Source organism: Chloracidobacterium sp. (assembly GCA_025057975.1).
Classification (GTDB): Bacteria; Acidobacteriota; Blastocatellia; order Chloracidobacteriales; family Chloracidobacteriaceae; genus Chloracidobacterium.
Map to the genome: position 1 here is coordinate 366,372 of JANWUV010000001.1, position 14,809 is coordinate 381,180.

The 14,809-nt window shown below is 61.0% G+C and carries 11 protein-coding genes; 8 read left to right on the forward strand and 3 right to left on the reverse strand.

The genetic code is table 11. The features are described 5' to 3' along the window. Positions 1-109 precede the first annotated feature (109 nt). Entirely contained in the window at positions 110-2,212 is a 2,103-nt protein-coding gene (locus NZ585_01530; GenBank protein ID MCS7078718.1) for an elongation factor G, read from the reverse strand. A gap of 495 nt (positions 2,213-2,707) precedes the next feature. On the opposite strand from NZ585_01530, the gene NZ585_01535 reads away from it, so the two are divergent. Then, positions 2,708-3,919 carry a hypothetical protein gene (locus tag NZ585_01535; GenBank protein MCS7078719.1) on the forward strand — a complete coding sequence of 404 codons (1,212 nt, stop codon included), beginning with the start codon at positions 2,708-2,710 and terminating at the stop codon, positions 3,917-3,919. A gap of 200 nt (positions 3,920-4,119) precedes the next feature. Next, positions 4,120-6,207: a hypothetical protein gene (locus tag NZ585_01540; protein MCS7078720.1), complete on the forward strand. Its 2,088-nt coding sequence runs from the start codon at positions 4,120-4,122 to the stop codon at positions 6,205-6,207. A gap of 72 nt (positions 6,208-6,279) precedes the next feature. On the opposite strand, the gene NZ585_01545 is transcribed toward NZ585_01540, so the two are convergent. Both NZ585_01545 and NZ585_01550 read right to left on the reverse strand, forming a co-directional pair. Next, the gene (locus tag NZ585_01545; GenBank protein MCS7078721.1) at positions 6,280-6,978 is read right to left on the reverse strand and encodes a zf-HC2 domain-containing protein; all 699 of its coding nucleotides are present in this window, start codon (positions 6,976-6,978) and stop codon (positions 6,280-6,282) included. Positions 6,979-6,992: 14 nt separating this feature from the next. After that, positions 6,993-7,658: a sigma-70 family RNA polymerase sigma factor gene (locus NZ585_01550; protein ID MCS7078722.1), complete on the reverse strand. Its 666-nt coding sequence runs from the start codon at positions 7,656-7,658 to the stop codon at positions 6,993-6,995. 278 nt (positions 7,659-7,936) lie between these two features. On the opposite strand from NZ585_01550, the gene NZ585_01555 reads away from it, so the two are divergent. The 6 genes from NZ585_01555 to NZ585_01580 all read left to right on the forward strand — a co-directional run bounded on the left by NZ585_01555 (position 7,937) and on the right by NZ585_01580 (position 14,711). After that, positions 7,937-8,152, forward strand: coding sequence for a hypothetical protein (locus NZ585_01555; GenBank protein ID MCS7078723.1), 216 nt, complete (start codon positions 7,937-7,939; stop codon positions 8,150-8,152). A gap of 185 nt (positions 8,153-8,337) precedes the next feature. Next, positions 8,338-9,843 carry a leucyl aminopeptidase gene (locus tag NZ585_01560; GenBank protein ID MCS7078724.1) on the forward strand — a complete coding sequence of 502 codons (1,506 nt, stop codon included), beginning with the start codon at positions 8,338-8,340 and terminating at the stop codon, positions 9,841-9,843. A gap of 47 nt (positions 9,844-9,890) precedes the next feature. Continuing rightward, positions 9,891-11,102, forward strand: a complete 1,212-nt coding sequence (locus NZ585_01565; protein MCS7078725.1) for a class I SAM-dependent RNA methyltransferase — start codon at positions 9,891-9,893, stop codon at positions 11,100-11,102. A gap of 124 nt (positions 11,103-11,226) precedes the next feature. Beyond that, positions 11,227-12,186: a 16S rRNA (cytosine(1402)-N(4))-methyltransferase RsmH gene (gene rsmH, locus NZ585_01570; protein MCS7078726.1), complete on the forward strand. Its 960-nt coding sequence runs from the start codon at positions 11,227-11,229 to the stop codon at positions 12,184-12,186. A 60-nt stretch (positions 12,187-12,246) separates the two neighbouring features. Continuing rightward, the gene (locus NZ585_01575; GenBank protein MCS7078727.1) at positions 12,247-12,585 is read left to right on the forward strand and encodes a hypothetical protein; all 339 of its coding nucleotides are present in this window, start codon (positions 12,247-12,249) and stop codon (positions 12,583-12,585) included. A 17-nt stretch (positions 12,586-12,602) separates the two neighbouring features. Continuing rightward, positions 12,603-14,711 carry a transpeptidase family protein gene (locus tag NZ585_01580; GenBank protein ID MCS7078728.1) on the forward strand — a complete coding sequence of 703 codons (2,109 nt, stop codon included), beginning with the start codon at positions 12,603-12,605 and terminating at the stop codon, positions 14,709-14,711. The last annotated feature ends 98 nt before the right edge of the window (positions 14,712-14,809 follow it).

Sequence of the window (14,809 nt, forward strand, 5' to 3'; positions counted from 1 at the left end):
AGGGCCGCCGCCTCGCGCCACCGGGTACGGCGTTATCTTTGTGGAAACATCTTTCCCCGGCAATGTCCTCCAAAACAAACGCCGGTGGAACCAAAACAAGCGCCGCGCCTCAAACCTCTTCGAGAACGCGCACGCGGCCAGCCGCTTGCGCCTCCGCCACGACGCGCTGCGTAACCTGCGGCGGCGCTTCGTCGTAGTGCGCAAACTGCATAGCGTAACTCCCGCGCCCGCTCGTCAGCGAGTTGAGCGCTGTAGCGTAGCTTAGCATTTCACCCAGCGGTACATGCGCTTCAATGACCTGCTTGTTGCCTTTGGCGCTAATGCCCAGAATGCGACCGCGACGTGTGGAAAGGTCGCTCATTGTGTCGCCGGCCGCTTCGGCTGGTACGCTGACCTCAACATGCATAATCGGCTCAAGCAGAACCAGTTTGACCTTCTCCATCGCCGCCCGGAACGCCTTGCGTCCAGCCAGCTTGAACGACAGTTCATCCGAATCCACAGTGTGATACGCGCCGTCCACCAGTTCGACTTGGAAATCCACCACCGGGTAGCCCGCCAGCGACCCCTGTTCGGCGGCTTCCAAAATGCCTTTTTCCACCGCCGGACGGAACTGCTGCGGAATGACGCCGCCGACAATTTTGTCTATGAAGCGAAAGCCTGATCCACGTGGCAGCGCCTCAAACACACACTTGCAATCGCCGAACTGCCCGCGACCGCCGGTCTGCTTTTTGTGGCGCGCATGAACTTCGACCCGCCCCTTGAACGTCTCTAAATACGCCACCTTGGGCGCGTGCAGCGTGACGGCGACGCCGTACCGCTTGTGCAGCCGCTCCACCGTCAGCTCAATGTGCTGCTGATTGCAGCCTGACAGAATGAATTCCTTGGTCTGCGGATCGCGGGCGTACCGCAGCGTTCCGTCCTGCTCAATCAGTCTGGCGATCGCGCTGGAAAGCCTGTCTTCGTCGGCGCGCGACTTAGGTTCGATAGCGAAGGCGATAGCCGGCTCTGGCATCGTCACTGGGGCAAACCGCACTGGCGCGGCCTTGTCGCAGAGTGTATCGCCTGTGTGCGTATCTTTGAGTTTGGTCACGGCCACGATGTCGCCGGCATGGGCTTCGGGGATTTTTTCAAGCTGCTTGCCCTGCGGGGCGTACACCGCCGTGATCTTTTCCAGCGTGCCGCGCCCGCCGTTGACGACCAGCGTATCCGGCCGGAGAACGCCTGACACAATCTTGCACAGCGAAATGCGGTTGAATTGGTCGTCGAGCGTTTTGAAGACATAAGCGGCGAAGGGTTCGTCGTCGGTCACGTGACGCGGCGACACAAGGTCAGCGTCCAGCGGCGACATTCCAAGCCAGCCGCCGACATGCGCTGGGTCGGGCGCGAAAGTCGTCAGCGCGTCAAGCAACGGCGCAACGCCGATGTTGAGCGTCGCCGAGCCGACAAACACTGGCGTCAACCGGTGCCCGGCAATCGCCGCCGGCAGCGCCGCGAAGAGTTCTTCATCGGTCAGCGTCCCGCGCTCAAAAAAGGCTTCCAGCAGGCGGTCGTCGGTTTCCGCGACACGCTCGACGAGCGTTTCGCGGGCCTTGGCTGCTACTTCCACCAGCGAGGTTGGAATGCTGTCTTCGGTGAATGTTCCGCTGCCGTCGGGCTGGTACAGCAGCGCCCGTTGGCGCAGCACATCCACAACGCCGCGAAAATGTTTCTCTACACCGATGGGCAGTTGAAACAGGATCGGCTGCAAGTCGCATTGCTCAGTCAGCGCGGCCAAGCAGGCGTCAACATCGGTCTGCTCTTTGTCGAGCTTATTGATAAAAACAAAACAGGGCAGATTGAATTCCGCTGCATACTGCCGAACTTGCTCTGTGCCGATTTCAACCCCATTATGGGCGTCAATAACGATCAGCGCCGTTTCGGCGGCGCGTAGCGCCGGACGACTATCGAGAATAAACGCCGTTGCGCCGGGCGTATCGAGCAGGTTGATTTTGTGGTTGCGCCAGACGCCGCGCGCGACGCTTAGATGCGTTGACAGTTGATGCGCTACGGCGACTTCATCGAAGTCAGTGACGGTTGTGCCGTCGGCGACTTTGCCGAGGCGCGGTGTCGCGCCCATAGTGTACAGCATTGCGGCCGCCAGCGAGGTTTTACCGGCGTGCCCGTGACCGACGAGCGCGACGTTGCGTAGGTGAGGGGTGGCAAAGACGTTCATGCCGTAAAAACTCCTTTCCAGTCTGATGGTTGTGAGCTGGAGTGCGCCAAGCCTCTGCGCGTCATAGCGGAGATGGCGCACTGCTGGAACCGAGCGACAGCCACGGCATCTCACCAACAGAAGAGCAGATGGCGAAAAGCGTAGGTATTAAAACGTACTTTGCCGCTGCATCGGCGGGCAAAAAAACTTTCGTGCGGCTGCGATGGTGGCGCGCAAATTGAGGCGCGGATTCCGACGGCGTATGGCATGCTGCCAGCGGCCTGACCCATTCGCGCCGCTGTCAACGCTCACCTCAGAAACCGCGTCGCCGTCATGTCATTTGTTCACACAATGAGGCAACATTTTTCAAAACCAGCGTCCCGGTGCTGGAGCGTCGCCGTCTCCCCTTTCAGAACTTGGCTTGGCGGCCTTGTAACCCAAGGTTGGTCGCTTTGGCCGGCGGTCCTGCTGCTGTCAGCGGCGCTGGTGGGATTAGCGCCGGCTCAACGCCGTGCTGTGCCGCCCAAGGTTGCGGCGGCGCTGGCTGAAACTGACGCCATCTTGCGCGAGGTATCGCGTCTGCGTGAGCTTCCGATCAAACGCCCGGTCAAGGCGGGCTACCGCTCGCGGAAAGAAGTTGAGCAGTTTGTCATCGCGGATCTTGAAGCCTCACAGACGCCTGATGAGTTTGCGGCGCAAACCAAAATGCTCATCGCGCTGGGGTTGATCCCGAAGGATTACAACCTGCGGGAAGCCATGATTCGGCTACTGACCGAGCAGATTGCGGGCTTCTACCAGCCGAAGACCGGAGAATTCGTCCTTACGGAAAGCCTTGTCGCCGACGATCCTGACAGCCGGCGGATCGCCATCGCGCACGAACTAACCCATGCGCTTCAGGATCAGCACTTTGACCTGCGGCGGTTTGAGAAACCGACCAAAGGCAACAGCGACCGCGACATTGCTGTTCGCGCCCTTATCGAGGGGGACGCGACAGTGGCGATGCTGGCCTACGCCTTTGATGGGCGAATGGACGTTCAAAAACTGCCCCTCTCGATTGGCGCACTGTTGGAGACGGTGGGCGCATTGAGCGAGGACTCACGGAAGACCCCAGCGCTCGCTGCGGCCCCGAAGGCGCTCAAGCGGATGCTGCTATTTCCTTACGCGGACGGCGCGAACTTCGTCCAAGCGTTATTGCGCAACGGCGGCTGGGCGCGAGTATCTCGAACCTTTACCGACCTGCCCGAAAGCACCGAGCAGGTGCTGCACCCGGAAAAGTATTTCGCTAATGAGGATCCCATCGTTCTAGCCGTGACCGACGTTGCCGCGCAACTGGGCGACGGTTGGCGCTTTGTGACCGACGATGTCCAAGGAGAGTTTGGCTACCGGCTGATTCTCGGCGAGTTTATTGACGAAAAATGGGCGCAACGGGCGGCGCAGGGATGGGGCGGCGACCGCTCGGCGCTGTACGAGCACCGCTCCACTGGACAACTTTGCCTCATTCAGGTCACCCGCTGGGACACGGTCGCCGCCAGCCAAGCCTTCTTTGACGCCTATGTAGAACGGACGCAGCGCCGTTTCCCACGCCAAGACTTTGCGCGCGTCGCGGCCGGGGTTGTCGTGGGCGAAGGGGTACACATTGAGCAACGCGGCGCGGATGTCTTCATACTGGAGGGTTTGCCGCCGGACGCTGACGCCAAGGCGCTGATTAGACGACTGACGACGCCGTAACTACCCTTGGCCCCTTGCTGGCGCATACCATACACGACGACAGGCTGTTTTTTTGAGCAAACAGGCGCAATGTGCTAGTCTGGCTAGGATTTAGCTTGCTTGTCGGCCGGCTGCGCCGTCTTGTCCTAATCTTTCGGTTAGGTTTACCACGCTGTGGGGTTGCACATAGCCGCCAAGCTGTGGAACAGCCGGATGGACGTATGAACAACACGTCGCCTGTCGAGTTGTCGCCCGACCCGCCCGCTGCCGAGGCGGCGGAAGTCACGGTGCGCCGTTCGGATGACAGCATCGCCGGCTTTGACGCGCAGCGCATTGTGGAATCGCTGCGCCGCGAGCTCGGCGTCTCGCGCGAACTCGCCCAGCGGATAGCTCAGGATATTGAAGTTGTCGTCCGCCGGTCGGCGCTCCGCCGTGTAACTTCGTCCATGCTGCGAACGCTGATAGATGCCAAGCTCATTGAGTACGGCTTGGAAACCGAATACCGAGCGCATGCCCGACTAGGGCTGCCGGTCACCGACGTTGATCGCATCGTCAAACAGGCTGGCCACCGCGCCGCGCCCTTGCCGCTGACCCCGGAGGGGACAAGCCTTGAAATTGCCGCCGCCGTCAAGCGTGAATACGCCCTGCTGTCGGTGTTTTCCGCGCCGGTGGCTGAAGCGCATTTGGTCGGCGACATCTTTATTCAGGACTTAGGGGCGATTGATCGTCCCTACGCCATCATCCAGTCGCCGGATGTCGTCAAACGGCACGGGTTTGCGCTGCCGAATCGGTTTACCGTTTCTCGTCCGGCGCGGCATCCAGAAGTGCTGGTCGCCCATTTGGTCAAGTCATCGTCGGCTCTGCAGGGCTATGTCAACGGTACCGTCGAGTGGGACGCCGTCAACTTTAGCCTAGCGCCGTACTTGGAAAGTCTGACCGAGCGAGAGTTAGCCCAGATTGCCGAGTCCTTGATTTTTGAGCTGTCAGCGACGGCGGTTGGACGCGGCGGCGCGACGCCTACCTGCGTCATGCATCTTGACTGGCAAGCGCCGCCGTATCTGGCGCAGCGTCCGGCCGTTGGCCCCGGCGGCGGCTTCACCGGCAAAGTCTACGCAGATTACACCCCCATAGCGCGTCGCTTTCTCTGGGCGCTGTTTAGCGCTTACCGGGACGGCGATGGGCAGAAACTGCCGTTGTTGGGGATTCGTCCAGTCCTGCACGTTACGCCTGAGGACGCTGACGATGAATGGCGGGCGCTTGTCACCGAGGCCTGCCGTACCCTGCTGGAACGGGGCAATGTTTGGTTCGCCTTCGACCACACCCCGGAACGGGCTTTCCTCAGTCGGTTTGGTTTACCTTACGAAACAGGTTTCGCCGAGGCCGCGACGGATGAGTGGTGCGCCGCCGCCTTCCAAGTGGTCGCCATCAACCTGCCGCGTGCGGCCTATCGGGCGCGTCCGGGCAAGGTCGTTGAGATTTTTGAGGAACTCACACGGTTGATGGACATCGCTGCGCAGTCGCACCTAGAAAAGCGAGTGTTTCTAGAAAAACTGCTGGCGCGTGGTGAAGACGGCCCACTGGCGTTGCTGGCGGCGCGACGCGGTGGGCGACCTTTTTTGCGGCTGAGTCGAACTACCCACCGGCTGTGCCCGGTCGGCCTTGATGACTTGGCGCAGGCTGTTACTGGCTATCGGCTTCATGAGTCTTCTGTGGCGCGCGATTTCGGCGCACAGGTCGTTACTCACCTTGCCGCCGAAGCCGCGCGCCTCACCTCCCGCCATAAGACCCACTTCGTCTTGGCTGAATCGCATACTGAAGGGATGACGGAACGCTTTGCCCGCCTAGACACGCGGTTTTTCCCACAAACCGCTGTGGATGGCCGTCCGTTTGCCGACCTAGCGACGATAGAAAGTTACGTCAACGGAGCGAAACTATCGCCGGCGGCGCCGCTCCCGCCGCGTCAACGCGCCCAGTGGGAGGGTCAGATTCAGCGCGGCTACTTGCTCAACGCCACGACAGACCTCTGGCTGGGCGACGACCTCCCGACGCCGACCCAACTTGCTGATTTGGTGGCCGACATCCGTACCGACGGCTTAGCTACGGGGCTGATGGCGGCGCCGGAGTTTACGGTCTGCCGCGCCTGCGGCGGCGTCACCGTTGGGAACGCAACGACATGTACAGCCTGTGGCTCGACCCAAGTCGAAACCCTCGCCAAGGCGACCAATCGCTACAGCCGGGTGGCGGCTTGGTCGCCAGCGGCTCAGGCTGAACGGCAGCGTCGCGCGCGCGTTACTGCCGATGTACTGTGAGTGAACTGTCTGTGCTGCGGCCTCCTTCTGCAGGCGGAATCGTACATCACCCAAACTCGCCCGTCGCTTTGCTTATTCGTCGCCTTCCGCCGCAGGCAGATCGCTGACCAGATCAAGCAAATCCGGGCCGGAACGCCGCTCATTTTCTTGAAGCCACGCCGCCAATTGCAGGCGTTGCTCGCGGTTGAGTCGCCCAACCAATCGAAGCAGTTCGGCCCGCTGCCGCTTCAGTTGAGCGTCAAGCGTCGCCTGCAAACGCGCTTCAAGTTCAGCCTCACGCTGGGTGGTTTGTTCGGTCAGCGCCTCCGTCACTGTCTGGGCCGCCAAGCGTCGCAGCGCGGCTTCGTCCACCGCCACCGAACTAGACGCCTGTGGTGTGCGTTCCGTGCGCCCCGACCAGCCGAAAGAAACAGAAACATTTTGCGGCCCAACTGTTACCCGAAAGCCAGCTAACGCCAGCACGACAAAGGCGGCAGCCAGGCTGGTCGCCATTCGACCCCACAGGGGGAGTATGGCGAAGAACTCACGCCACGCCTGCCACAATGTCGGCTTGACGACAAGGTGCACACGCGGCGCGACGGCATCCATTGTCCAGCTTTGCAGCGTCGCCTGGACAGACTTGAAGCCTTCTAATTCGGTGCGACAGACGGCGCAAACTTGCAGGTGACGCTCAATGTCCGCGATCTCGGCGGGGGTGGCTTCTCCGTAAAGGTAGGCCACCAGGTCCGGGCCGCGGTCGCAGGCGGGGGCTGACGAACGATGCGTGGTCATAAACGATTTCCTCCTCAGTGAGACGAACGGTGCAGGCCCAGACCTTCCAGACGGCGACGCAAGAGATTGAGTCCCGTGTAGAGCCGGGTTTTGACCGTACTCACCGGAATCCCAAGCACTTCAGCGATTTCGTGAAACTTCAGCCCTTCATACTCCTTCATCACAATGACCTGCCGCATTTCCGGGGGAAGCGCCGCCAGCGCCCGCCGGACGAGTTGCGCTTGTTCATCACGGAGCAATGCCTCATCCACAGTGCCGGCCGTTGCTGGAGGATCGAAGCCGTGCGCTTCGGCGTGTTCGTCAAGCGAGACGTTCTCGGACGGCTGACGCCGTTGCCGTGAGCGACAGGCGTTGAGCGCAATCCGATAAAGCCACGAGGAAAACTTGGCTTCACCGCGAAACGTTTTCAGGTTGCGAAACGCCGCCAGAAACGTCTCTTGGCATACCTCCCGCGCATCTTCATCCGACCCCATCAGGCGATAGGCCAAGCTGAACACCGGGCGTTCCCAGCGCCGAACCAGGAGTTCAAACGCCCGGTGTTCTCCGCTCAGCGTACGCTCGACCAACTCTAAGTCAGACGCTTCTACCATCGGTTGGTTTTCGCTCTGCCAGCCGGGTTGACCGATCATCACGGCTGCGCCCGTCCCGGACGCGCGAAATAAGACGCCAACCTCAGCCATAAAGTCGGATTTTTACCGTTGCAGCAGTGGCATGCCGAACCAAGGTGGGGCGTTTTAGCGACCGTCGGCCAAAATGCCTCACATTTTTGCCTCACATTCGGTGGCCGGTGAAAGCGCACTCTCAGTTGCCGCCTCACAACTGACTGACTCTGAAAATCTTCAGGAAGACGCCCTTTCTCTTTTCAGCAGCGGCACAGCGTTTGCTTACCCCTTTTGTCGGTATCCGCCATCATTGAAGACGGAGCAACCAAAGCTAACTTCTCGAAAGGACTTACGCCATGAAGAAAATTGCGCTCGCGCTTTTCGTCGCGCTCGTAATGGGCGTGACCACCTTTGGCGTCATCGAAAACGCCTATGCTCAAGACCAGCCGGCCGCTGGCAGCGGTAGTTCATCCGGCACGAAAGCAACAAAGAAGAAACGCCGTCGTCGCAAGAAGAAGAAAGAAAGCTCTTCTTCAACGCCAAGCGGCGCAGTGATGGCCAATCAGTTCTAAAATCCGTTCGACAACATCACGGTTGACACGAATTGCAGGCATGGGGGCGCACGCCCCCATGCTTTTTTGTCGCCATGCAGGCAAAGCCTTCAGGCTACGCTTGTTTCCGCTCACCGGCCAAGTAGTATGCAAGACAAACCATGGCGGCTTGACGCCAGGCACACCCTATGGAGTTTGTCTGAGGCATGACGTTTGACATCTGGACGCGCGACCCGCGTACCTTGGCCGCCGACGCGCTGGCCGTGTTTGTGTTTGAAGAAGATACCCTGACCACGCCCGAACTGGCGGTTTTCCATGAATCCATGCCGGGCCTTCTGCCAAACGTGCTAGGGACGGAGATGCGCGGGAAAATCGGTGACGCCGTAACGCTATACGTGGTCGGTGGATTGGAGGCCAAACGGCTGTTGCTGATTGGTGCCGGGCCAGTCGCCGACTTTGACCTGCGGACGTTGCGCCGGTGCAGCGCGCAGGCGGCGCGTGTCGCCGTCAAGAAGAACGTGACAACGTTGGCGCTGCTCCCACGCGGCAGTTTTGATCCGGGGCAGGCGGCGGCGGCGATGGCCGACGGCGTATTGACCGGCCTCTACGACCCTGCGCTTTACCGCAAGCCGAAAGAGGACACTAAAAACATCGAATGTGTGCTCTTGTGTGTAGAGCCGGTGGCTGAAGCGGCCACTCGGCAGGGCGTTGCGCGAGGTGTCACCCTTGGCGAGGCAGTCAATTTCGCCCGCACGCTTGCGCAAGAGCCGGGCAACAAGTTAACGCCGGTCGAAATGGCGCGGCGGGCGCAGGCCATGGCCGAACGTGAGGGGTTGGACTGTACGGTCTTCGGGCGTGAGCAGATGGCGGAAATGGGCATGGGCGCGTTGCTGGCCGTCGGGCAGGGCAGTGCGCAGGAGCCGCAACTGATCCGGCTCAGCTACCGCCCGGCGGAAAGCAGCGGCTACGACCATATACGCCTCGCCTTCGTCGGCAAGGGCATCACATTTGACACAGGCGGAATCTGCATCAAGCCGCGCGACGCGATGTGGGAAATGAAGTATGACATGTCCGGCGGCGCGGCGGTTATCGGCGCTATGCAGGCGCTCGCTCGGCTCAAGCCGCCTATTGCCGTGGACGGTTATGTGGCGGCGGCGGAAAATATGCCGTCGGCGGCGTCCTACAAGCCGGGGGATGTCCTGCACGCCTACAGCGGTAAGACGATTGAGGTGATAGACACGGACGCCGAAGGTCGCCTTGTGCTGTGTGACGCACTGGCTTACGCCCGCAAGGACGGCGGCGCAACCCATCTGGTCGATCTGGCGACGCTGACCGGCGCAGTGATGGTGGCGCTGGGGCAAGAGCGGGCGGGGCTGATGGGCACCGATCCGGCTTGGATTGAAAGCGTCAAGGCGGCGGCGGCGGCGGCGGGAGAAAAAGTTTGGCAGTTGCCCTTGGACGAGGAGTACGGCGAACTGATGAAAAGCGACATCGCCGACATTAAGAATCTGGGCAATCGCTACGCTGGCTCTATCACGGCCGCTTGGTTTTTGCGGGAGTTTGTGGAAGACACGCCTTGGGTTCATCTTGACATCGCCGGCGTCGCTTGGCTTGACAGCGACAAACCCGACATGGCGAAGGGGCCAACTGGCTTTGGGGTGCGGACGCTTGTGCAACTTGTCGAACAGATGGCCGCTGGACAACTGAACTAAGAACACAGGACAAAGACCTCAGGCCCAAGCCTTTTCAGGGGCGCGCGATGGTCGAGTCCCTCGAACTTTGGATTGAACGTCTCGTCGCTGGGGGGAACGGTCTTGCTCACCTGCCCGACGGACGAGCGGTTTTTGTGCCGTATGTCGCGCCGGGTGAGTTGGTACGCATTCAGCTTGTCGAAGAAAAACCGACCTTTGCGCGCGGCCGGCTGCTGGAAGTGATTCAAGCTGCGACAGTACGGCGTACGGCTCCTTGCCCGCACTACGGCGTCTGCGGCGGCTGTCAGTTGCAACACTTGCACTATGCGGCCCAAGTGGAGGTTAAACGTTCTCTGATTCGCGAGGCGCTGCTCCGGTTGGGGCACATCGTTTGGGACGCCCCCATCCCAATGCGAACGGGGTCGGAATGGGGCTACCGAGGCCGTGTGCAATTCAAGCTAGCCGCCGCCGGCGACCGCTTACGAGTCGGCTTCTATGCCGCCGGCACAAACGAGCTGTGTGAGATCGAAACATGTCCGTTGCTTGCGCCACCGCTGGCCAAGCTACCAATGCTTCTGCGCCAACAGCACCCAACGCTCCCACCGAACAACGCCCTGGATGTCGCCGTCGGCGATGGAGACGCGCTCTCAGCTTCCGCGCCGGTCGCCGCGCTCTCGACGCGACCGATTACGCGCCGGATTGGCGATTTCGTTTACACCTATGACGCGCGGTGTTTTTTTCAAGTCAACTGCGAGTTGGTTGCGGCGCTCGTCGCCGAAGTCGTCCCGGACAGCATGCCGCCGGGCAGATTGGCGCTTGATCTGTACGCCGGCGTCGGGCTGTTTACACTTCCGTTGGCCCGACGGTTTCGGCAAGTCATTGCTGTTGAAGTCTCGCCTAACGCAGTCGCCTTTGCGCGTGAAAACGTAGAGCGGAACGACGCGGCCAATGTTCAGGTCGTCGCTGAAGATTGTGGACGCTGGCTCCAGAGGCGGGCGGCGGCGTTCACCGATCGGGTTGATTGGTTGGTTGCAGACCCGCCGCGCGCCGGCCTCGACCATGCCGTCCGTAAGGGTATTGCTGCGATTCGTCCGCGACACATCACATACATCTCCTGCCATCCGGCGGCGCTCGCCCGCGACCTAAAGTTCTTGCTGGCGCAGGGCTACCAGTTGACCGGCTTAGTTGGTTTTGATCTGTTCCCGCAAACGGCTCACGTTGAGGTCGTCGCCCGATTGGCGCGAATCGCCGCCGCTCCATCAGAGGCGACCATCAACTGAAATCTCCTCCTATCGAGACTAAACCCTTCTAGACTAAAAAGTTCGTCTCAACGCCCGAAACGGTTTTGCGCTTGACGCACCGTGCGCCAGCTGCCTACTATTCGCATCCAAATGAACGCCTTCAATGACGCCCAACACACCTCCCTGTCATACTCCAGTCCTGTTACAAGAAGTCTTGACGGCGCTTGAACCGGCGCGCGGCGGCTGGTTTGTGGACGGCACGGTGGGCTTGGGTGGACACAGCGAGGCGCTGTTGGCAGCCGGAGCCAACGTCTTGGCGATTGACCGCGACGCCGAGGCATTGCGTTATGCTGCGGAACGGCTTGCCAAGTACGGCGATCGTGTACGGTTTGTTCACGACGATTTTCGCTCTCTAAAAAAGATTTTATCTCGGCTGGGCTGGACACAGGTCGCTGGCGTCTTGGTGGATTTGGGGGTTTCCTCGTGGCAGCTCGACAATCCGGCGCGTGGTTTCAGTTTTCGCTCTGACGGCCCGCTTGATATGCGGATGGACACCACCAGTCGGTCGCTCACGGCGGCTGACATCGTCAACACCTGGGAGGAAGCAAAGCTGGCTGAGCTGATTTGGCGGTGGGGCGAAGAACGCTGCGCCCGGCGGGTGGCACGCGACATTGTAGCGGCGCGGCGGCAGTCGCCTATTCTCACCACCGGACGGCTAGCGGACATTGTTCGGCGGGCGATCCCAACGCGCGGGCCGTACCGGCTTGATCCGGCGACGCGCACGTTTCAGGCGTTGCGTATCGCCGTCAATCGGGAACTCGAAGGGTTGGAAACCTTCATATCGGAGGCGACGGATGTTCTTGCGCCGGGCGGAAGGTTGGCGGTTCTGACATTTCACTCGCTAGAGGATCGCCTGATCAAACGCGCTTTGCGGCGGGAGGCCGGCGTCCCGGACGATGATGCGCCGGTGGATGTCTGGGGACAGCGCATCGCACCTGAACCGCGTCTGCGGTTGTTGCACCGTCGCCCAATCGTTCCAACGGCGGCTGAAGTGGCGGCGAACCCGCGCGCACGCAGCGCTAAACTCCGTAGCGCAGAACGCTTACCGCCGGCGTCAGTGTAGCCACCATCTCTTGACCTATCGAACCTGGGGGGAACTTATGCTGCCAGTGGGTGAGGTTGTATGGCTCGCGATCGGTATGTTGTTCCGCTCAGGAACCAACGGCGTCGCCGCCCCCTTGACCGGCAGGCGCTGCTTCGGTGGGCATTTGTTTGTATTGGCGGCCTGACGCTCGCGGTGGGTTTCGGCTTCGCCGCTTGGCAACAGCAAGAGGCGCTACGCCTTGGCTACGAAGCTCAACAGCTTCGTTCTGAACTCAATGAACTGATCCGTGAACGGGACCGGCTCGAAACGGAACGTCAACGAAAGCTGTCGCCGATGCTCGTCGAGCGATTGGCGCAGCCGTACAACTTTGCCCGGCCGCAAACCGGGCAGACCGTTGTGGTGGAGGCGCGTCCCTAATGCCAGCGGGTCGAGCAATGACAACACGAGTCGCTGCGCCGGTGCGCAACGCTGTGCCGATCCTGACGCGACGGCGACGTGTGACAGCCGTAGCAGGTGCGGCTGGGAACGAACATCGGCGTCTCCTAGTGCTTGGCGGCCTGCTCAGCTTCTGGATGCTGGTCGTTGTGGGCCGGTTAGTTCAACTGCAGGTCTATCAAGCCGACAGCTTGCGTGAAAAAGCGGAGCAGCAACAGCAAAAAATTCTCAAAACGCTGCCCCATCGGGGCAAAATTCTCGATCGGCACGGTCGTGAACTGGCGACCAGCCTCAAGGTGGCGTCGGTCTACGTCGCGCCTAAAAACATTCGCCGGGAGGACCTCCACAAGGCCGAGCAACTCGCCGCTGCGCTCGGGCTTGACCGCGAAACCGTTCTAGAAAAACTGACCAGCTCAAGAACTTTTGTGGCGCTCAAACGCAAGGTCACGCCGGAAGAGGAACAGGCGGTTAGAAATCTCGACATGCCGGGTGTAGAGTTGGTGACGGAGACACAACGCCACTACCCGCAAGGCTTCGTTGGGGCTTCGGTGGTGGGCTTTGTCGGCGTCAGTGGCGACGAGGTGGAGGAACACGGTCAAGCGGGCGTCGAGCGGGCGTTTGAAACGCATCTGGTGGGTAAGCCGGGGCGCGTCATCGTCGAGCAGGACGCCCGCCGTAGGGTGTTCAACGTCTTGGAAGAATCACCGGAGGTTGGCCAGAGCCTCATCTTGACGCTGGACACCCAAATCCAGTTCGAAGTGGAACGCATCCTCAGCAATGCCCTCCGGGAGCAAGGTGGAAAAGGCGGGGCGATTGTCGTGATGTATCCAGCGACCGGTGAGGTACTGGCAATGGCTTCGTCCTTCGGCGATCCGCTGCATGAACCGCTCAAAGACCCGGAAGCGCTGCTGCGTCGCTACCGCAACCGCGCCGTGATGGATCACTACGAACCCGGTTCGGTTTTCAAAATCGTCACCTACGCTGGCGCCCTGGAGGAAAAGCTCCTGACACGGCAGCAGAAAATTGACTGCCAAGGCGGGGCCATCCAGATGAATGGCCACACGATTCTGGATGGTGGGCGCTACGGCGCGTTGACAGTAGAAGAGGCGTTCGCCAAGTCCTCCAACGTGGCGGCCATCAAAACCGGCCTCCGGCTGGGGCGCGACCGATTGCTCCGCTATGTTGAACGCTTTGGTTTTGGTCATCCCACCGAAGTCGGCCTAGCGGGCGAGACGGCAGGCGGTGTTGGCCAGCTCAGCGACGCTCTGCTTGGCGCGCTTCCGATGGGCTACAGCATCAATGTCACCCTGCTCCAGCTCTGCGCGGCGGCGGCGACCATCGCCAACGGCGGTGTTTGGGTTCAGCCGCATCTTGCCCAGCGTATCGTTTCCACTACCGGCGATGTCTTGCTGGAAATCAAGCCACGAACGCGGCGGGTTGTCAGTCGCGAAACGGCGCAGGATATGACGCACCTGATGCGGGCGGTCGTGGAACGGGGAACAGGCAAGCGGGCTTCGGTACGTGGTTACACTACCGCCGGCAAAACCGGTACCGCCAAGAAGGTGGAGCGTGGACGGTACTCGGAGACGCGCTATGTCGCCTCGTTCGTAGGCTTCGCCCCGGCAACGCGCCCGGCGCTGGCGATTGCCGTGATGATGGATGAGCCGCCTTACGGTCGTCACCATGGCGGCGACGCCGCTGCGCCGGTGTTTGCGCAGGTGGTGGAAACCTTGCTGCCGCTGCTCAAGGTACCGCCGGATGTGTCACCGGATATTGACCCGGCATGGGCCGGCGGCGCGCCCATCCCGCTGGAAGCGCCGCCGGACGGACGCGATGACAGCCCTAGGCTGTATGCGGCCGTACCCTCAGGTGAAGAAGCTGCTGTAGTGCAGTCCCACGCTGGGGAAACAACAATCGTCGTCACCGTGAGCGATGGTCGGCGCATGCCGGATTTACGTGGGTTGGGAATTCGGTCGGCGCTGATCGAGTGCGCCAAAGTCGGCGTCCGGCTGGAAGTACACGGGTTTGGGACAGTGCGGACACAATCCATTCCCCCGGGGACGCTCCTTACAGAAGGGGAGACTTGCAAAGTCACGCTCGACCACTAGAGCGCTCTTTAGGAAGATGCGGGCGGCGTACCACCCCCGGCATCGTTTTAATCCCGTCGCCGATTGTTGTGGAAAGGGCACCGGCGCGCTTTTCCGCC